The organism is Streptomyces xylophagus, from assembly GCF_000716435.1.
Taxonomy (GTDB): Bacteria; Actinomycetota; Actinomycetes; order Streptomycetales; family Streptomycetaceae; genus Streptomyces; species Streptomyces xylophagus.
Map to the genome: position 1 here is coordinate 390,073 of NZ_JNWO01000015.1, position 19,223 is coordinate 409,295.

Consider the following 19,223-nt stretch of genomic DNA (forward strand, 5'->3'; position numbering starts at 1 on the left):
GCCGAACGCGCGGCCGAGTTGGCTTCCAGCCACCTCGGCCGCAACGACGCGGCCTCGTCAGGGAGGTTTCACAGTGAACACGCGTATGCGTCGTGCCGCCGTTGCTCTTATCGCCACCACGATGGCCGTCTCGATGGCCGCCTGTGGCAAGGCCGGCGACGACAAGAAGTCCGACAGCAGCTCCAGCTCGTCGGGCGGCACCAACGCCAAGATCGGTCTGCTTCTGCCCGACAGTGTCACCACGCGGTACGAGAAGTTCGACAAGCCGTACTTCGAGGCCAAGGTCAAGGAGCTCTGCTCCGGCTGCACCGTCGAGTACAACAACGCGAACGCCAGCGCGGCCACCCAGGCCCAGCAGGTCAGCAGCATGATCACCAAGGGCGTCAAGGTCATCGTGATCAGCGCCCAGGACTCCGCCGCGATCAAGTCCTCGATCCAGCAGGCGGTCAACAAGGGCATCAAGGTCGTCGCGTACGACCGTCTGGCCCAGGGCCCGGTCTCCGCGTACGTCTCCTTCGACAACGTCGAGGTCGGCAAGCTCCAGGGCGAGGCGCTCCTCACCTCGCTGGGCTCGAAGGCCACCACGAAGTCCAAGATCGTCATGATCAACGGTGACGACGCCGACCCGAACGCCGCGATGTTCAAGAAGGGCGCCCACGAGGCCCTCGACGGCAAGGTCGACATCGCCTACGAGCAGTCCGGCCTGTGGAAGGACACCGTCGCCAACCAGAAGGTCACGGCGGCCATCACCCAGCTCGGCGCCAAGAACATCGCGGGCGTCTACTCCGCCAACGACGGCATGGCCGGCGGTATCGCCACCGCCCTCAAGGGCGCCGGCATCAGCGGCATCCCGCTGACGGGTCAGGACGCGGAGCTCGCCGGTATCCAGCGCATCGTCGCCGGTACCCAGTCCAGCACCGTCTACAAGGCCTTCAAGCCGGAGGCCGAGGCGGCCGCCACGCTCGCCGTGGACCTGGCGCAGGGCAAGAGCATCACCTCGCTCGCCACCACGACCCAGACCAGCGGCTCCGGCAACAAGGTGCCCTCGCAGCTGCTCGTCCCGGTGTCGGTCACCAAGGCCAACATCAAGGACACGGTCATCAAGGACGGTCTCTACACCGTCGCGCAGATCTGCACCGCCGACTACGCCGCGGCGTGCAAGAAGGCCGGTCTGTCCTAACCACCGCCCAGCGGTGACAAAGCCCCTTCGGCGTCCGCCCCACCCTCAAACCCCGCTGTGGGGCGGGCGCCGATCGGAACCCGTGCGAACGCAGCCGTTGCCAACAGGCATCGGCCGCGCGCATGTTCATCTTGTAAATCTGTGCCTAGGCACAACCCTCCGCGGCTTTTGACTAGCGCGGCATCCCCGCCGGTCAGGCGGCGAAGGAGATGGTTAACGTGTCCGCTACGCCCGTGCTGGCGTTGCGCGGAGTCTCCAAGCGATTCGGTGCGGTGCAGGCCCTCACCGAAGTAGAGCTGGAGGTCCACGCCGGAGAAGTCGTCGCACTGGTCGGCGACAACGGCGCAGGAAAGTCCACCCTGGTGAAGACCATCGCCGGGGTGCATCCCATCGATGAGGGAGTCATCGAGTGGGAGGGCAAGCCGGTCAGCATCAACAAGCCGCACGACGCCCAGGGACTCGGCGTCGCGACGGTCTACCAGGACCTCGCGCTGTGCGACAACCTCGATGTCGTCGGCAACCTCTACCTCGGACGCGAGCTGCTGCGTCACGGGGTCATCGACGAGGTCACGATGGAGAAGAACTCCCGTGAGCTGCTGAGCACGCTCTCCATCCGCATCCCGAGCGTGCGCATCCCGATCGCCAGCCTCTCCGGTGGTCAGCGACAGGTCGTCGCCATCGCCCGCGCGCTGATCGGTGACCCCAAGGTCGTCATCCTCGACGAGCCCACCGCCGCCCTCGGCGTCGAGCAGACCGCCCAGGTCCTCGACCTGGTCGAGCGGCTGCGCGAGCGCAACCTCGGCGTCATCCTCATCAGCCACAACATGGCCGACGTCAAGGCGGTCGCCGACACCGTCAACGTGCTGCGCCTGGGCAAGAACAACGGCTCCTTCCCGGTGAAGGACACCAGTCAGGAAACGATCATCGCCGCGATCACCGGTGCCACGGACAACGCCGTGACCCGTCGTGCGGTGCGCAGCACGGAGGCGGCAAAGTGAGCGACACGTCCAACACCGTGAAGAAGGACGCGGTGGAACCGACCACCGCGGCTCCCACCGAGGACCCCACGGCAGCGGCCGGTGCCGCCACCGTCGTCGACCCGCGTCTGCTGGTCCGCGAAGAGGGCTACAAGGGCTACATCACCGAGTTCAAGCGCAAGGTCAAGGGCGGTGAACTCGGCTCCCTGCCGGTCATCGCCGGCCTGATCGTCATCGGCATCATCTTCCAGTCGCAGAACAGCCGGTTCCTGAGCGCGGACAACCTGTCCAACATCAGCTACTACCTGTCGGCCACCGGCATGCTCGCCATCGGCCTGGTCTTCGTGCTGCTGCTCGGCGAGATCGACCTGTCCGTCGGCTCGGTCAGCGGTCTGGCGTCCACCCTGTTCGCCGTCTTCGTGGTCAACCACGGGATGAACGGCTGGCTGGCGCTGGTCCTGACCATCGTCACGGGTGTCGGCATCGGCGCGCTGCACGGCTTCTTCTTCGCGAGGATCGGCGTACCGGCGTTCGTCGTCACCCTGGCCGGCTTCCTCGGCTGGAACGGTCTGATGCTGTGGCTGCTCGGTTCGAGCGGCACCATCAACATCCCGGACAGCGGTCCCGTGCACCTGCTCGGCCAGGGTTCCTTCTTCATGGACCAGTCGATCGCCGGTGCCTACATCCTGGCCGCGCTCGGCACCGCCTCCCTGGCCTACGGCTCACTCGTCGAGCAGCGCCGCCGCAAGGCCGCCGGGGTGCCGTTCCGGCCCACCAGCGAGATCGGTCTGCGGGTCGGTCTGCTCGCCGTGGCGGCGTTCGTCACCGCGGCCGTGCTGAACTCGTCGGCCGGTGTCTCCAACTCGCTGGTGATCTTCCTCGCCTCCCTGGTGATCGTGGACTTCGTCCTGCGTCGTACCCCGTACGGCCGCAAGGTCTTCGCGGTCGGCGGCGGCATCGAGGCCGCGCGCCGTGCCGGTATCAACGTGTCCATGATCCGGATCACCGTGTTCGCCATCTCCGGCGGCTTCGCGGCGGTCGGCGGTATGTTCTTCGCCGGCCAGACGCAGAGCGCCACGCTGAACGCCGGTGGCGGCAACACCCTGATGCTGGCCATCGCGGCGGCGGTCATCGGCGGTACGAGCCTCTTCGGAGGCCGCGGCACCGTCTGGTCCGCCCTGCTGGGCATGCTCGTCATCCAGTCGATCCAGACCGGCCTCGACCTGCTCAACATGAACACGTCGATCCAGTACATGATCACGGGTGGCGTCCTGCTCGGCGCGGTCGTCATCGACTCCGTGTCCCGCAAGAGCCAGAAGGCCGCCGGTCGCGGCTGACCTGCGCGCTTTCAGACCTGTGCCCGGTACCGAAGGCGGTACCGGGCACAGTCATGTCGTAGGAATGGCTGTTCTTGGGTACAGCCGATCGCGTGACGTATGACGCACAGCCCGGGCGCGGTCCGCAAAGACGGAACATTAGACTCGACAAGCCCGGCAACAGCTCGAACAGCTCTACTCGCAAGGAGGCACGGGTGCCGCTGCTGACCCGCATCAGGGGACCGCGCGATCTGGACCGGCTCAGCCTGGAGCAGCTGGACCAGCTGGCCGAGGAGATCCGGACCTTCCTCGTCGACGCCGTCTCCAAGACCGGCGGCCACCTCGGCCCGAACCTCGGTGTGGTCGAGCTGACCATCGCCCTGCACCGCGTCTTCGAGTCGCCGAAGGACCGGGTGCTGTGGGACACCGGCCACCAGTCCTACGTGCACAAGCTGCTCACCGGCCGCCAGGACTTCTCCAAGCTGAAGATGAAGGGCGGCCTGTCCGGCTACCCCTCGCAGGCCGAGTCCGAGCACGACGTCATCGAGAACTCGCACGCCTCCACGGTCCTCGGCTGGGCCGACGGCCTCGCCAAGGCCAACCAGGTGCTGAAACGCGACGACCACGTGGTCGCGGTCATCGGTGACGGCGCGCTGACCGGCGGTATGGCCTGGGAGGCGCTGAACAACATCGCCGACGCCAAGGACCGCCCGCTCGTCATCGTCGTCAACGACAACGAGCGCTCCTACGCACCGACCATCGGCGGCCTCGCGAACCACCTGGCGACCCTGCGGACCACCGACGGCTACGAGCGCTTCCTGGCCCGCGGCAAGGACCTCCTGGAGCGCACCCCGGTCGTCGGCAAGCCCCTCTACGAGACGCTGCACGGCGCGAAGAAGGGCCTGAAGGACTTCATCGCCCCGCAGGGCATGTTCGAGGACCTCGGCCTGAAGTACGTCGGCCCGATCGACGGCCACGACATCGAGGCGATGGAGTCCGCGCTCGCCCGCGCCAAGCGCTTCGGCGGCCCGGTGATCGTCCACGTCCTCACCGAGAAGGGCCGCGGCTACCAGCCCGCCCTCCAGGACGAGGCGGACCGCTTCCACGGCATCGGCCCCATCCACCCCGACACCGGCCTGCCGATCAAGGCCTCCGGCGCCGACTGGACCTCCGTCTTCGGCGACGAGATGGTCGCGCTGGGCCAGGAGCGCGAGGACATCGTCGCGATCACCGCCGCGATGCTCCAGCCCGTCGGCCTGAAGAAGTTCGCCGACGCCTTCCCGAACCGCATCTACGACGTCGGCATCGCCGAGCAGCACGGCGCCGTCTCCGCGGCGGGCCTCGCCACCGGGGGACTGCACCCCGTCTTCGCGGTCTACGCCACCTTCCTCAACCGTGCCTTCGACCAGGTGCTGATGGACGTGGCCCTGCACAAGTGCGGGGTGACCTTCGTCCTGGACCGGGCCGGCGTCACCGGCACCGACGGCGCCTCGCACAACGGCATGTGGGACATGTCGATCCTCCAGGTCGTCCCGGGCCTCCGGCTCGCCGCGCCGCGCGACGCCGAGCAGGTCCGCGCCCAACTGCGCGAGGCCGTGCAGGTCAAGGACGCGCCGACCGTGGTCCGCTTCTCCAAGGGCGCGGTCGGCCCCGCCGTACCCGCCGTGGGCCGCATCGGCGGCATGGACGTGCTGCGCGCGCCCGGCACCGACGCCCCGGACGTCCTGCTGGTCTCCGTCGGCGCGCTGGCGCCCATGTGCCTGGAGATCGCCGCCCTCCTCGACAAGCAGGGCATCACCACCACCGTCGTCGACCCGCGCTGGGTCAAGCCCGTCGACGAGGCCATGGCCCCCCTTGCGGAGCAGCACCGGGTGGTCGTCACCGTCGAGGACAACTCCCGTGTCGGCGGCGTCGGTTCGTCGATCGCGCAGGCACTGCGCGACGCCGGAGTGGATGTTCCGCTCCGCGACTTCGGCATCCCGCCGCGCTTCCTCGACCACGCCTCGCGTGCCGAGGTGATGACGGAGATCGGCCTCACCGCGCCGGACATCGCCCGCCAGGTGACCGGCCTGGTCTCCAAGCTGGACGGCCGCTTCGACCGCCCCACGGCGGAGGTCGACTCGGTGGAGTCGGCACGCGACTGAGGCACGGCCGCACCGCTGAACGGGCCGCTTCCACCACTCTTTGCAGTGGTGAAAGCGGCCCATTCGCGTGAACCCGCCCGCGTCGGGGCATACGCACATCGCCCCCTCTCGATCATGTCGAGGACGCCAAGCGTGGGAGGTACACCCGTGAGCAGCACCCTCTTCCGGACGAAGAGAGTCGAACAGTCCATCAAGGACACCGAGGAACCGGAGCACGCGCTCCGAAAGTCCCTCTCCGCCCTGGATCTGACCGTCTTCGGCGTCGGTGTCGTCATCGGCACCGGCATCTTCGTCCTCACCGGCACGGCCGCCAAGAACACCGCCGGCCCCGCGGTGGCCCTGTCCTTCGTCGTCGCCGGCGTCGTCTGTGCCCTCGCGGCGCTCTGCTACGCCGAGTTCGCGTCCACGGTCCCGGTCGCGGGCTCGGCGTACACCTTCTCGTACGCCTCGCTCGGCGAACTCCCCGCCTGGACCATCGGCTGGGACCTGGTCCTCGAACTCGCCCTCGGCACGGCGGTGGTGGCCGTCGGCTGGTCCGGCTACATCCACTCGCTGCTGGACAACGCGGGCTGGCACCTGCCCGAGGCGCTCAGCGGCCGGGACGGCGCCCACGGCTTCGGCTTCGACATCCTCGCCGCCGCGCTCGTCCTCGTCCTCACCGCGATCCTCGTCCTCGGCATGAAGCTCTCCGCGCGGGTCACCTCGGTCGTCGTCGCCATCAAGGTGGCCGTCGTCCTCGTGGTGATCGTCGCCGGCGCCTTCTTCATCAAGGGCGACAACTACAAGCCCTTCATCCCCAAGTCGCAGGCCGTGGAGGCGGGCGGCAACCTCAAAGCCCCGCTCATCCAGCTGATGTTCGGCTGGGCGCCCTCCAACTTCGGCGTCATGGGCATCTTCACCGCCGCCTCGGTGGTCTTCTTCGCCTTCATCGGCTTCGACGTCGTCGCCACCGCCGCCGAGGAGACCCGCAACCCCAAGCGGGACGTGCCGCGCGGCATCCTCGGCTCGCTGGTCATCTGCACCACGCTCTACGTCGCCGTCGCGGTCGTCGTGACCGGTATGCAGAAGTACAGCTCACTGTCGATCGACGCACCGCTCGCCGACGCGTTCAAGGCCACCGGCCACCCGTGGTTCGCGGGCCTGATCAGCTTCGGCGCCGCGATCGGCCTGACGACGGTGTGCATGATCCTGCTGCTCGGCCAGGCCCGCGTCTTCTTCGCGATGAGCCGCGACGGGCTCCTGCCGCGCTTCTTCTCGCACGTCCACCCGCGCTTCCGCACCCCGTACCGCCCGACCATCCTCCTCGGCGTGATCATCGCGATCGTCTCGGGCTTCACGAGCCTCAGCGAACTCGCCGAACTGGTCAACATCGGCACGCTGTTCGCCTTCATCGTCGTCGCGATCGGCGTCGTCATCCTGAGGAACAAGCGCCCGGACCTGCCCCGCTCCTTCCGCACCCCCCTGGTCCCTGCCCTCCCGATCGTCTCGGTCCTCGCCTCCCTCTGGCTGATGCTCAACCTCCCCGCCGAAACCTGGCTCCGCTTCGCCATCTGGATGGCCATCGGCTTCGCCGTGTACTTCTTCTACGGCCGCACGCACAGCCGCCTGGGCCTGCAACAGGCGGCGGAGGCGGGCGAGTCCGCGGTACCGCCGACCGGAAACGCCTCGTAGGCAAGCCAGTTGACCGTCCGGCCCGGTAAATCCCGCTCCGCGCGGGGGACTTACCGGGCCGCATGACGTACACGTCACCCCCGCACACTGCGCGGCCCGGTGACCTCCGCCCCCAACTCCGCCACCCTGCACCGCAGTTCGCGGTCCGCTGTGACCACCAGGCACGGCCGACCGGCAGCCTCGGCGACCAGTTCGACCATGCGGTCGTCGCCGCTGCCGGGTGCCGAGTCCACCCGTACACCCGGCACGGACTCCACTCCGCGGGCCGCGCCCTCCACCACGAGGACGAGCTCCACGGGGTCCGTGCGGCCCGGCAGACCGTCGCTCGCGAGCCGGTCACGGAGGCGCTCGGCGGCACCCTTCCGGTCGCGCCACCAGCCGTCGGGCACCGACCCGACGACGTTCGCGCCGTCGACGATCACGAGCAGGGGAGTGTCCTCGTCCATGGCGCAAGGGTCGCACGCGAGGCGGGGGCGCCCCGCGCGGAAGCGACCGCCCCGATTACAGTGAACCGGTGAACGGCGACTGGCTCCTCCGCGGCCGCGACGGCCGGCTCAGTGTGTATCTGCCCTCGGGCGACGCCGTCCTGTGCCGGGCGGAACGCGGCCCCGGCGGCCTCTGGAGCGCCCCGCGCAAGGTGGGCGGCGACCAGAAGCTGCACCCGGGGCTGCTCGGCATCGGACAGGGCGCGGACGGTTACGCCCATCTGGTGTCCTGGCGCCCCACGGCGGCCGGCGAGTCCGGACTGGTCCATTCCACGCACTTCCGCCCCCGGCTCGCGGCCCTCGACTGGAGCCCGATCGGCCACCCGGACAAGAAGGGCGACCGCACCGGCGTACCGGCGATCGCGGTCGACGCGGAGGGCCGGGCCCATGTCTTCGTGCGCAACACGGCGGGCGGGGTGAGCATGCTGGCCCAGAAGGAGAAGGGCGGCTGGGAACCCTGGCGCGACCTCAAGGGGAGTGACGTCCACGAGGACCTCGCGGCGGTGACGGGGGAGTCCGGCACGGTCGAGCTGTACGCGGCGGTGCCCGGCGCGATCCTCCACTGGCGCCAGCTGGAGCCGGGCGCACAACCGGTGCTGGAGGAGGCGATGGAGGCCCGCATCCGCCCCGGCACGCTCCGCGCCCTGGCCACCTCCCCGGAGAACACCACCCTGTACTACACGGACGACTCCGGCGACCTCTGCGCCTGGCGCCCCGGCACCAAGCCGATCACCCTCCTGCCCTCCGCGGGCCCCGGCCCGGTGTCCGCCGTCCGCTGCGAACTCGACGGCTACGACTGCACGTTGCTCGCCCAGCGCTCGGCCAGTGGCCGGGTCGCCTTCGCCGCGTACCCCACGGAGCAGGAGGCCGCGGGCGCCTGGTGGACCGAGTCGGGCCCCCAACTCCCGGCGGACGCCGAGGTCTCCCTCACCCTGGACGAGGACGACCGGGTCGCCGCGGCGACGATGTCCCCGTCCACCGGCCAACTCCTGGTCACGCGGCGGAAGGAGGAGGCGGGGCTGGCGCTGGAGGCGTGGCGGGAGGTCTGACCGACCACTTGGTTCCGCCGCGTCAGGACGGACTAACTCCCGCCCGTGGCCGGTGACTTCTTCGCCGACTCGGGAATCGTCGAGTCGGTGCGGATCGCCTTCCACAGCGTCGAGTCCTGCGGCTGCGCCGCCACCACCCGGTTCGGGTCGATCCTGTCGTACGACACCGGGAGCATGATCGTCTCCATGGTGGACGGATTGATGCCCTTCAGGCTGCGGCCGAACTCCGCGAGCTTGGTGAGCGAGGCGAGGTCGGAGTCGGTGGTCAGCGCGGCGGTGAGCTGGTCGGCGATCTTGTACGCCTTGACCGGGCTGCCCAGCAGGTCCTGCTTCTGGATCTCCGTGAGCAGGGCCAGCATGAACTGCTGCTGGAGGCCGATGCGCCCGAGGTCGCTGCCGTCGCCGATGCCGTACCGGGTGCGGACGAACTTGAGGGACTCGGTGCCGTTCAGCCGGTGGGTGCCCTTGGTCAGGTTCAGTCCGCTGACGGTGTCGTGGATGTCCTCGTCGACGGTGACGGTCACGCCCCCTATCGCGTCCACCAGATCCTTGAAGCCGGCGAAGTCGACCTCGACGTAGTGGTCCATGCGGATCCCGGAGATCTGCTCCACCGTCTTCACCACACAGGCCGGACCGACCTGGGAGTAGATGGAGTTGAACATCACGCGCTTCGCCGAGGCGACCGTGGAGCCGTTCTTCCTGGTGCACTCCGGGCGGGTCACCAGGGTGTCGCGGGGGATGCTGATCGCGACGGCCTTCTTGCGGCCCTCGGGTATGTGCATCACCAGCACGGTGTCCGAACGGGCCCCGGCGACCTTGTCGTCGTCCAGCTTCGCGTTGGCGCCGGCGCGGGAGTCCGAGCCCAGTATCAGGATGTTCTGCCCCGAGGTGGGCAGCTTCTCCGGCCGGTCGTCGCCGATCGCCTTGTCGATGTCGACGTGCTTGATGTTGCCGTCGATCCCGCTGTAGAGCCAGTAGGCGGTACCGGCTCCGGCGAGGACCAGGACGGCCAGGGAGAGCAGGATCCACCGACCGATGCGGCGCTTGCGCCCGGGCCGCGCGGGTGTGTCGGAATCGCTGTGCTGAGGCGTCGAGACTTGGCTCATCCTGCGTCGAGTCCTCGTCGGTCGTGCCCCAGCGGCGGGGCAGTGCTGTTGCCCGGTCGAAACCGTCCCAACGGCGGACGATCGCACGATCATGCGCAACCAGTGAGGTATTTGTAAACAGTGGCCGGAGAAATAGTGTGCGCGCCAGCCCGGTGAACGAGAGGAGGGCCCCCGCCCGAAAGTGGAGGCCCTCCCCAAGTCACGTCCGTACGACGGTCGTTACGCCGGAACGCTCGCCACGCCCTGCGCCAGGAACGGCTTCCCGTTCACCCGCTCCGACACACCCTCCCGGTCCAGGTACGGCGTGATGCCGCCCAGGTGGAAGGGCCAGCCGGCGCCCGTGATCAGGCAGAGGTCGATGTCCTGGGCCTCGGCGACGACGCCCTCGTCGAGCATCAGACCGATCTCCTGGGCCACCGCGTCCAGGACACGGTCGCGGACCTGCTCCTCGGTCAGCACGGAGTCGCCCTGCTTCAGCAGCGCGGCGACCTCGGGGTCCAACTCCGGCTTCCCGCTGTCGTAGACGTAGAAGCCGCGCTTGCCCGCCTTGACGACGGCCGCGAGGTTCGGGGAGACCGTGAAGCGGTCCGGGAAGGCCCGGTTGAGGGTCTCCGAGACGTGCAGACCGATGGCCGGACCGACCAACTCCAGCAGCACCAGCGGGGACATGGGCAGGCCGAGCGGCTCGACCGCCTTCTCCGCCACGGCCACCGGGGTGCCCTCGTCGATGACGTTCTGGATCTCACCCATGAAGCGGGTGAGGATGCGGTTGACGACGAACGCCGGGGCGTCCTTCACCAACACGGCAGTCTTCTTCAGCTTCTTGGCCACCGCGAACGCGGTCGCGAGCGAGGCGTCGTCCGTCTGCTCGCCGCGCACGATCTCCAACAGGGGCAGAATCGCCACGGGGTTGAAGAAGTGGAAGCCCACGACCCGCTCGGGGTTCTTGAGCTTCGACGCCATCTCCGACACCGACAGGGACGAGGTGTTGGTGGCGAGGATCGCGTGCGCCGGAGCGACCGCCTCGACCTCCGCGAACACCTGCTGCTTGACGCCGATCTCCTCGAAGACGGCCTCGATGATGAAGTCGGCGTCGGAGAAGCCCTCGGCCTTGTCCAGGACACCGGTCACCAGGGCCTTGAGGCGGTTGGCCTTGTCCTGGTTGATACGGCCCTTGCCGAGCAGCTTCTCGATCTCGGCGTGGACGTAGCCCACACCCTTGTCGACGCGCTCCTGGTCGATGTCCGTGAGGACGACCGGTACTTCGAGGCGGCGCAGGAAGAGCAGGGCGAGCTGCGAGGCCATCAGACCCGCGCCGACCACGCCGACCTTGGTGACCGGACGCGCCAGCGACTTGTCGGGCGCACCCGCCGGACGCTTGCCGCGCTTCTGGACGAGGTTGAACGCGTAGATACCGGCGCGCAGTTCGCCACCCATGATCAGGTCGGCAAGGGCCAGGTCCTCGGCGTCGTAGCCCTGCTGGAGGTCGCCGTTCTTCGCGGCCCCGATGATGTCGAGCGCGCGGTAGGCGGCCGGAGCCGCGCCGTGCACCTTGGAGTCCGCGACGAAACGGCCCTTGGCGACGGCCTGGTCCCAGGCCTCGCCGCGGTCGATCGCCGGACGCTCGACCTTGATCTCGCCCTTGAGGACGTTCGCCGTCCAGATCAGCGACTGCTCCAGGAAGTCGGCGCCCTCGAAGAGCGCGTCCGCGATCCCGAGGTCGAAGACCTGCTGGCCCTTGAGCTGCTTGTTCTGGTTGAGGCTGTTCTCGATGATCACCGAGACGGCCTTCTCGGCGCCGATCAGGTTCGGCAGCAGCGTGCAGCCGCCCCAGCCCGGGACCAGACCGAGGAAGACCTCGGGCAGCGAGAACGCCGCGATGTGCTTCGACACCGTGCGGTACTCGCAGTGCAGACCGACCTCGACGCCACCGCCCATGGCCGCGCCGTTGTAGTACGTGAAGGTCGGTACCGCGATGTCCGCGAGGCGCTTGAAGACCTCGTGTCCGCCCTTGCCGATGGCGAGCGCGTCGTCGTGGTTCTTGAGGAGCTCGACGCCCTTCAGGTCCGCGCCGACCGCGAACACGAACGGCTTGCCGGTGATGCCGACACCGACGATCTCGCCGGCCGCCGCCTCCTTCTCGACCTGGTCGATGGCGGTGTTCAGATTCGCCAGCGAGGCCGGGCCGAAGGTGGTCGGCTTGGTGTGGTCGAAGCCGTTGTCCAGCGTGATGAGCGCGAACCGCCCGGCGCTGTACGGCAGTTCGAGGTGGCGGACGTGCGCGGACGTCACGACCTCGCCCGGGAACAGCTCGGCCGCACCCTTCAGAAGCTCGGTGGTGGTGCTCACTTGTCCCCCTCGAAGTGCGGGTTCTCCCAGATGACCGTCGCGCCCATGCCGAAGCCGACGCACATCGTCGTCAGGCCGTAGCGGACGTTCGGCTGCTCCTCGAACTGGCGGGCCAGCTGCGTCATCAGGCGCACGCCCGAGGAGGCCAGCGGGTGACCGAAGGCGATCGCGCCGCCGTACTGGTTGACGCGCTCGTCGTCGTCCGCGATGCCGTAGTGCTCCAGGAAGGCCAACACCTGTACGGCGAAAGCCTCGTTGACCTCGAAGAGGCCGATGTCACCGATGCCGAGGCCCGCCTTGGCGAGCGCCTTCTCGGTCGCCGGGATCGGGCCGTAGCCCATGACCTCCGGCTCGACGCCCGCGAAGGCGTACGAGACGAGGCGCATCTTCACCGGCAGGTTGTGCTCGCGCGCGAAGTCCTCGCTGGCGATGATCGAAGCGGTGGCACCGTCGTTGAGACCGGCCGCGTTGCCGGCGGTGACCCGCCCGTGCACACGGAACGGAGTCTTCAGCCCGGCGAGGTTCTCCAGGGTCGTCCCAGGCCGCATGGGCTCGTCGGCGGTGACAAGACCCCAACCCACCTCGCCCACCTGCTCGTTGGTGTTGCGCACCGAGATCGGCACCAGGTCCTGCTGGATCTTGCCGTTGGCGTACGCCTTGGCGGCCTTCTCCTGCGAGCGCACCGCGTACTCGTCGGCGCGCTGCTTGGTGATCGTCGGGTAGCGGTCGTGCAGGTTCTCCGCCGTCATGCCCATGAACAGCGCGGAGTCGTCGACCAGCTTCTCGCTCACGAACCGCGGGTTCGGGTCCACGCCCTCACCCATGGGGTGGCGGCCCATGTGCTCGACACCACCGGCGATGACGGCGTCGTAGGCACCGAAGGCGATGGAGCCCGCGGTGGTGGTGACGGCGGTCAGCGCGCCCGCACACATGCGGTCGATGGAGTAACCGGGCACCGACTGCGGCAGCCCGGCGAGAATGCCCGCGGTCCGCCCCAGGGTCAGCCCCTGGTCACCGATCTGCGTGGTCGCGGCGATCGCGACCTCGTCGATCTTCGCGGGGTCCAGACCGGGGTTGCGGCGCAGCAGCTCCCGGATCGCCTTCACGACGAGGTCGTCGGCCCGGGTCTCGTGGTAGATGCCCTTCGGGCCCGCCTTGCCGAACGGGGTACGGACGCCGTCTACGAAGACGACATCCCTGACGGTACGAGGCACGATTGGCTCTCCTCCAGGGTGCGGGATCGGCACTGCCGCGATGCGCTGAGCGCGCGCTCAGGACCCATGCTACTTGTGGGTAACCAAGCTGCCCAGCCCCGGGGCCGGGAGCGGCGAACGTCACACCCCGGCCGCGCCCGGTTCCCTACGCACCACCTGAGGATCTTGGCTTGATCTCGACGCCAAGGTTCCGCTTCCGGGCCCTTTTGCCTTTAGGGGCGCGAGGAACTGCGCGACCAGCCACAACGGACCCGCACCCGCAAAACAACGCAGAACCCTACGGCGCCTTCGCGGTCAACGCGTCCACCAAAGCCGGCGTCACCTGCTCAACCTGCCAGGCCCGAGCCCCGTACCCGGCAAGCGCAGCCCCCACGGACTCCGCATCCACGTTCTTCGGAGGCTCCCAACAAACCCGCCGAACCGTGTCCGGAGTAATGAGGTTCTCCTGAGGCATGTTCAGCCCCTCAGCCACCGCAGAAACCGCAGCGCGCGCCGCAGACAACCGAGCCGCAGCCTCAGGATCCTTGTCGGCCCAAGCGCGAGGCGGCGGCGGCCCGGTAACCGGCTGACCGGGCTGCGGCAGCGCGGAGTCGGGAAGGGCCTTGGCCCGATCGACGGCCGCCTGCCACTGCTCCAGCTGCCGCCGCCCCATCCGATGCCCGAACCCGTTCAACGCGGCAAGCGCCTGCACATCCAGCGGCAGCGCCAGCGCGGCCTCGACGATCGCCGCATCCGACAACACCTTCCCCGGCGACACATCCCGCCGCTGCGCGATCCGGTCCCGCGTCTGCCACAGCTCCCGCACGACACCGAGCTGCCGACGCCGCCGTACCTTGTGCATCCCGGACGTACGACGCCACGGATCCTTGCGGGGCTCGGCCGGCGGTGCCGCCGCGATCGCGTCGAACTCCTGGCGGGCCCAGTCCAGCTTGCCCTGCCGGTCCAGCTCCTTCTCCAGGGCGTCCCGCAGGTCGACGAGGAGTTCCACGTCCAGGGCCGCGTACCGCAGCCAGGGTTCGGGGAGCGGCCGGGTGGACCAGTCGACGGCGGAGTGTCCCTTCTCCAGGACGAAACCGAGGACGTTCTCGACCATCGCGCCCAGACCGACCCGCGGGAATCCGGCGAGCCGCCCGGCCAGCTCGGTGTCGAACAGCCGCGTCGGCACCATGCCTATCTCGCGCAGACAGGGCAGGTCCTGAGTGGCGGCGTGCAGCACCCACTCGACGCCGGAGATGGCCTCACCCAGGCCCGAGAGGTCGGGGCAGGCGACGGGATCGATCAGTGCGGAGCCCGCGCCCTCACGGCGCAGCTGCACCAGATAGGCCCGCTGGCCGTAGCGGTAGCCGGACGCGCGCTCGGCGTCGACGGCGACGGGGCCCGTGCCCGCGGCGAAGGCGGCGATCACTTCGGCGAGGGCGTCCTCGTCGGCGATAACGGGCGGAATGCCCTCGCGGGGTTCGAGCAAAGGGATCGGCGCCGGTTCGACGTCGTCCGGAGGGGCGCCTCCGGTGGTTCGCAGTGAGCTGTCTGCTGCGGTTTCTTGGGCGTCGGTCACCTGTCAAGGGTATCCGTGTATGGACAACGCCCGCCGACGGAACGTTCCGTCGACGGGCGTCTGGGGGTCGTAAACCAGTCAGGTAAGTGAAAGATCCGGTTCACGGCTCGGAGGGGAGGCGGGGAGGGGGAGTGGGGACGTGGTTCCGGGACGGGTCAGTGGATGATTCCGGTGCGCAGGGCCACCGCGACCATGCCGGCGCGGTCGCCCGTGCCGAGTTTGCGGGCGATGCGGGCGAGGTGGCTCTTGACGGTCAGTGCGGACAGGCCCATGGAGACGCCGATCGCCTTGTTCGACTGGCCCTCCGCGACCAGGCGCAGGACCTCGACCTCACGGCCGGACAGTTCGCGGTAGCCACCCGGGTGGCTCGGGGAACCCGGGGGGCGGCGGTGCATACGGGCGGCGGCGGAGCCGATGGGGGCGGCGCCGGGTCGGGTGGGGAGCCCGACGTTGGTGCGGGTGCCGGTGACGACGTAGCCCTTGACGCCGCCCGCGAGGGCGTTGCGCACGGCACCGATGTCGTCGGCGGCGGACAGGGCCAGTCCGTTGGGCCAGCCTGCGGCTCTGGTCTCGGAGAGCAGGGTGAGTCCGGAGCCGTCGGGAAGGTGGACGTCTGCCACACAGATGTCGCGGGGGTTGCCGATGCGGGGACGAGCCTCCGCGACGGACGAGGCCTCGATGACGTCGCGCACACCGAGCGCCCACAGGTGGCGGGTGACGGTGGAGCGGACGCGCGGGTCGGCCACGACCACCATGGCGGTCGGCTTGTTCGGGCGGTAGGCGACCAGGCTTGCGGGCTGCTCGAGGAGAACGGACACCAGGCCTCCTGGGGTGTGGGACGACTTTCAAGGTCACAGTCGTCTTCGGCAGCAAACCCGCGGTCCTTTAGAGAAAGATCACGATTTAGTGAGTAGCAATCAGTGCAATTCGGACACGCTGTCGATCGTTCGGTGAACGAAACGGCTCGTTCGAGGGGCCACTCCTGATTGAAAGTGGCCGTATCGACAAAGACACCGCAAGCGACGGGTAAGACCTCGGTGTGCCTCGGGTAAGGCTCAGCGTGACTGCGGTCCCCGGCGCTGCGGCAGCGTGACGATGGACGCGTCGCCCGGACCCGCCGGCGGCAGGCCCGCGACCTGGGCCAGCAGATCGCACCAGGAGGCCAGATGCGCCGCCGTGTCCGGGACACCGCCGAGCCCCTCGCGCGGCGTCCACGAGGCACGGATCTCGATCTGGGAGGCGGACGGGCGCTCGGACAGCCCGCCGAAGTAGTGGGAGCTGGCCCGCGTCACGGTGCCGCTCGGCTCGCCGTACGTCAGTCCGCGCGCCTGGAGCGCGCCGGTCAGCCATGACCAGCACACGTCGGGCAGCAGCGGGTCCGCCGCCATCTCCGGCTCCAGCTCGGCGCGCACCAGCGTCACCAGCCGGAACGTGCCGTGCCAGGCGTCGTGCCCGGCCGGGTCGTGCAGCAGTACCAGGCGGCCGTCGGCCAGATCCTGGTCGCCGTCGACGACCGCGGCCTCCAGCGCGTACGCGTACGGGGCGAGCCGCTGTGGCGCGGGCGTCGGATCGATCTCGATCTGCGGCCGCAGCCGACTGTTCCGCAGGGCCTGGACCGCGGCCTGGAAAGCCGGCGGAGCCGTACCGCCCCCATCCCGGTCCCCCTCCTTGGAGTCGTCCATTCCGTCAGCGCCGTCCGACAGTCGTCCCTGAGCCGCAGCCATGCGGGAAGATTAAGGGGAACGGAGGCATCGTGCGGGACTAGACACCCGCTCTTCCGTTCAGCACACCGTGTAATCGCCTTCTGCCGCCGTGCGAGACTTGCCCCGTGAGTGCCAACCAGAGCCCCGTGGGCCAGCAGCAGACCGCCACTTACGACTCCGCCTTCATGAAGGCGGCCAGGCGCGAGCCCGTACCGCACACACCGGTGTGGTTCATGCGGCAGGCCGGGCGCTCGCTGCCGGAGTACCACAAGGCGCGTGAGGGCATCGGGATGCTGGACTCCTGCACGCGCCCCGAGCTGGTCGCCGAGATCACCCTCCAGCCGGTGCGCAGGCACGGCGTGGACGCGGCGGTCTACTTCAGCGACATCGTCGTCCCGCTCAAGGCCATCGGCATCGACCTCGACATCAAGCCCGGCGTCGGCCCGGTCGTCGAGAAGCCGATCCGCACCCGCGCCGACCTGGACCGGCTCCGCGACCTCACCCCCGAGGACGTCTCCTACGTCACGGAGGCCATCGGCCTGCTGACCGCCGAGCTCGGCTCCACCCCCCTCATCGGCTTCGCCGGCGCCCCGTTCACCCTCGCGAGCTACCTCATCGAGGGCGGCCCGTCCCGCACGTACGAGAACGCCAAGGCGATCATGTACGGCGACCCCGAGCTGTGGGCCGACATCCTCGACCGCCTCGCCGACATCACGGCCGTCTTCCTCAAGGTCCAGATCGAGGCGGGCGCCAGCGCCGTCCAGCTCTTCGACTCCTGGGCAGGGGCTCTCGCCCCCGCCGACTACCGCCGCTCGGTGCTCCCCGCCTCCGCGAAGGTCCTCAAGGCGGTCGAGGGCTACGGCGTCCCCCGCATCCACTTCGGCGTCGGCACCGGCGAACTGCTGCAGCTCATGGGCGAGGCCGGCGCGGACGTCGTCGGCGTCGACTACCGCGTCGCGCTGGACGAGGCCGCCCGCCGGGTCGGCCCCGGCAAGGCGCTCCAGGGCAACCTCGACCCGACCGTCCTGTTCGCCCCCACGGAGGCCGTCGAGGCGAAGACCGACGAGGTCCTCGAAGCGGCGAAGGGCCTTGAGGGCCACATCTTCAACCTCGGGCACGGCGTGATGCCGTCCACCGACCCGGACTCGCTCACCCGGCTCGTCGAGTACGTCCACACCCGGACGGCCCGCTGACAGCGCTCACCACGTGTGCCGGGGCCGTGCCCGCCTGCCGAACAGCAGGCCGCGCGGTTCCGGCGGCGGGGGCGTGCCCGCCTTGAGCGGCCAGGCCAGCAGCATGCCCGCGATGAAGCCGACGACGTGTGCCGCGTACGCCACGGTGCCCGCGTCGGAGACGCCCTCGCCGGACGAGTAGAACGCCTGGAGCACGAACCAGAAGCCCAGCACCAGCCACGCCGGCAGGCGCAGCGGCAGGAAGAACAGGAACGGCACCAGGACCCACACCCGTGCCTTCGTGTACAGCACCAGATAGGCGCCCAGTACACCGGCGATCGCCCCGGAGGCACCGATCAACGGGTCGGTCGAGTCCGCGTTGACCAGCGCGAAGCCGTAGCCCGCCGCGTAACCGCACACTACGTAGAAGAGCGTGTAGCGGATGTGGCCCATGCGGTCCTCGACGTTGTTGCCGAAGATCATCAGGAACAGCATGTTGCCCAGCAGGTGGATCCAGCTGCCGTGCAGGAACATCGCGGTGAAGACGCTCAGTGGGGCCGACTTGTCGTAGGCCGGCGGGGCGACGGCGCAGCCCGCGCCGCCGGGGCCCGCCTGGACGGCGCCGGTCGGTACGAGGTGGGGCATCTGGTGGTGGATCAACTCCCGCGGCACGGCCGCGTAGTGGTCCAGGAACGCCTGCAGATGGCACAGCTGCGCGAGGTCGCTGCCGCCTGCCACGGAACCCGCCATTCCGGGGGTGAACAGGAAGACGAGCACGTTCGCGGCGATGAGCGCATACGTCACCCAAGGGGTGCGGCGCACCGGGTTCACGTCATGGACGGGGATGACCACAAGGGATTAGTGCCCGCGATACGCGCGGCGAACCGGTGAACACCGCCGTCCGCCTGTGCGTATGACTCCTCAACCGCCCGCGGTGCGGGGAAGGCGTGTCGCGGGGACGACGTGAGGAACAGGCGATGAACGACCGAATTACTCCTCAGATGACCGCCACGCCGGACGGCGAGGCCGAGATCTCCCTGGTGGTGCGCCTCCCCTGGGAGGACGTCGCCAGGCTCGGTCAGGAGGCGGGCCGACTTGCCGCGCAGATGCAGCGGCCGGTGACCCTGGACGAGGCGGTGAGCAACAGGCTGCGGTCCAACGCGTTGGGCGCCCACGCGAAGCCTGCGGCCGCGCAGCCCGCTGCGATGATGCCGCCGAGCGCGTCGGTCTCCTCGCTGCCCGCCAGGCCGCCGGCCGAGCAGGCACGGCAGGCCATAGACCGCATCAACGGCACGGCGTAGG

At 69.3% G+C, this 19,223-nt stretch carries 16 protein-coding genes; 8 read left to right on the top strand and 8 right to left on the bottom strand.

Annotated elements, in window-relative coordinates; genetic code table 11:
- Positions 1-85: 85 nt before the first annotated feature.
- From OO70_RS31020 to OO70_RS31040, 5 genes are all read left to right on the top strand, one after another.
- A complete protein-coding gene (locus OO70_RS31020) occupies positions 86-1,180 on the top strand; it encodes a sugar ABC transporter substrate-binding protein (RefSeq protein WP_043678326.1) in 1,095 nt (364 codons plus the stop codon).
- 209 nt (positions 1,181-1,389) lie between these two features.
- A complete protein-coding gene (locus OO70_RS31025; protein WP_063749751.1) occupies positions 1,390-2,178 on the top strand; it encodes an ATP-binding cassette domain-containing protein in 789 nt (262 codons plus the stop codon).
- Positions 2,175-3,494: a sugar ABC transporter permease gene (locus tag OO70_RS31030; RefSeq protein ID WP_043678332.1), complete on the top strand. Its 1,320-nt coding sequence runs from the start codon at positions 2,175-2,177 to the stop codon at positions 3,492-3,494. The genes OO70_RS31025 and OO70_RS31030 overlap by 4 nt, the downstream gene beginning before the upstream one ends.
- Positions 3,495-3,688: 194 nt before the next feature.
- A complete protein-coding gene (dxs, locus tag OO70_RS31035) occupies positions 3,689-5,617 on the top strand; it encodes a 1-deoxy-D-xylulose-5-phosphate synthase (protein ID WP_043678334.1) in 1,929 nt (642 codons plus the stop codon).
- Between the two features lie 147 nt (positions 5,618-5,764).
- On the top strand, positions 5,765-7,288 hold the full coding sequence (locus tag OO70_RS31040) for an amino acid permease (RefSeq protein WP_043678336.1): 1,524 nt from the start codon (positions 5,765-5,767) through the stop codon (positions 7,286-7,288).
- 74 nt (positions 7,289-7,362) lie between these two features.
- On the opposite strand, the gene OO70_RS31045 is transcribed toward OO70_RS31040, so the two are convergent.
- Complete coding sequence (locus tag OO70_RS31045; RefSeq protein WP_043678338.1) at positions 7,363-7,734, bottom strand: PIN domain-containing protein; 372 nt, start codon at positions 7,732-7,734, stop codon at positions 7,363-7,365.
- A gap of 68 nt (positions 7,735-7,802) precedes the next feature.
- On the opposite strand from OO70_RS31045, the gene OO70_RS31050 reads away from it, so the two are divergent.
- Complete coding sequence (locus tag OO70_RS31050; RefSeq protein ID WP_043678340.1) at positions 7,803-8,822, top strand: hypothetical protein; 1,020 nt, start codon at positions 7,803-7,805, stop codon at positions 8,820-8,822.
- Between the two features lie 32 nt (positions 8,823-8,854).
- Here OO70_RS31050 and OO70_RS31055 read toward each other — a convergent pair whose 3' ends face one another.
- From OO70_RS31055 to OO70_RS31080, 6 genes are all read right to left on the bottom strand, one after another.
- Positions 8,855-9,928, bottom strand: coding sequence for an LCP family protein (locus OO70_RS31055; RefSeq protein WP_043678342.1), 1,074 nt, complete (start codon positions 9,926-9,928; stop codon positions 8,855-8,857).
- 219 nt (positions 9,929-10,147) lie between these two features.
- A complete protein-coding gene (locus OO70_RS31060; RefSeq protein ID WP_043678344.1) occupies positions 10,148-12,277 on the bottom strand; it encodes a 3-hydroxyacyl-CoA dehydrogenase NAD-binding domain-containing protein in 2,130 nt (709 codons plus the stop codon).
- Positions 12,274-13,491, bottom strand: a complete 1,218-nt coding sequence (locus OO70_RS31065; protein WP_043678346.1) for a thiolase family protein — start codon at positions 13,489-13,491, stop codon at positions 12,274-12,276. The genes OO70_RS31060 and OO70_RS31065 overlap by 4 nt, the downstream gene beginning before the upstream one ends.
- Positions 13,492-13,768: 277 nt before the next feature.
- Positions 13,769-15,046: a ribonuclease D gene (locus OO70_RS31070; RefSeq protein WP_078651624.1), complete on the bottom strand. Its 1,278-nt coding sequence runs from the start codon at positions 15,044-15,046 to the stop codon at positions 13,769-13,771.
- A 155-nt stretch (positions 15,047-15,201) separates the two neighbouring features.
- Positions 15,202-15,864 (bottom strand): response regulator transcription factor, encoded by a 663-nt coding sequence (locus tag OO70_RS31075; RefSeq protein ID WP_030605794.1) that lies wholly within the window; start codon positions 15,862-15,864, stop codon positions 15,202-15,204.
- 237 nt (positions 15,865-16,101) lie between these two features.
- Positions 16,102-16,770 carry a DUF3000 domain-containing protein gene (locus OO70_RS31080; RefSeq protein ID WP_078623169.1) on the bottom strand — a complete coding sequence of 223 codons (669 nt, stop codon included), beginning with the start codon at positions 16,768-16,770 and terminating at the stop codon, positions 16,102-16,104.
- A gap of 104 nt (positions 16,771-16,874) precedes the next feature.
- Here OO70_RS31080 and hemE point away from each other — a divergent pair, with 104 nt between their 5' ends.
- The gene (hemE, locus tag OO70_RS31085; protein ID WP_043678354.1) at positions 16,875-17,942 is read left to right on the top strand and encodes a uroporphyrinogen decarboxylase; all 1,068 of its coding nucleotides are present in this window, start codon (positions 16,875-16,877) and stop codon (positions 17,940-17,942) included.
- Between the two features lie 6 nt (positions 17,943-17,948).
- On the opposite strand, the gene OO70_RS31090 is transcribed toward hemE, so the two are convergent.
- A complete protein-coding gene (locus tag OO70_RS31090; protein WP_043678357.1) occupies positions 17,949-18,773 on the bottom strand; it encodes a rhomboid family intramembrane serine protease in 825 nt (274 codons plus the stop codon).
- A 125-nt stretch (positions 18,774-18,898) separates the two neighbouring features.
- Between OO70_RS31090 and OO70_RS31095 the strand changes: the two genes are divergently transcribed.
- A complete protein-coding gene (locus OO70_RS31095) occupies positions 18,899-19,222 on the top strand; it encodes a hypothetical protein (protein WP_043678358.1) in 324 nt (107 codons plus the stop codon).
- Position 19,223 lies beyond the last annotated feature (1 nt).

Bases quoted from the DNA above. Each gene is read 5' to 3' on its own strand.
- OO70_RS31025 (WP_063749751.1), top strand. From the start codon at position 1,390: ATGGTTAACGTGTCCGCTACGCCCGTGCTGGCGTTGCGCGGAGTCTCC.
- OO70_RS31080 (WP_078623169.1), bottom strand. From the start codon at position 16,770: ATGGCTGCGGCTCAGGGACGACTGTCGGACGGCGCTGACGGAATGGAC.
- OO70_RS31055 (WP_043678342.1), bottom strand. From the start codon at position 9,928: ATGAGCCAAGTCTCGACGCCTCAGCACAGCGATTCCGACACACCCGCG.
- OO70_RS31045 (WP_043678338.1), bottom strand. From the start codon at position 7,734: ATGGACGAGGACACTCCCCTGCTCGTGATCGTCGACGGCGCGAACGTC.
- OO70_RS31095 (WP_043678358.1), top strand. From the start codon at position 18,899: ATGAACGACCGAATTACTCCTCAGATGACCGCCACGCCGGACGGCGAG.
- OO70_RS31020 (WP_043678326.1), top strand. From the start codon at position 86: ATGCGTCGTGCCGCCGTTGCTCTTATCGCCACCACGATGGCCGTCTCG.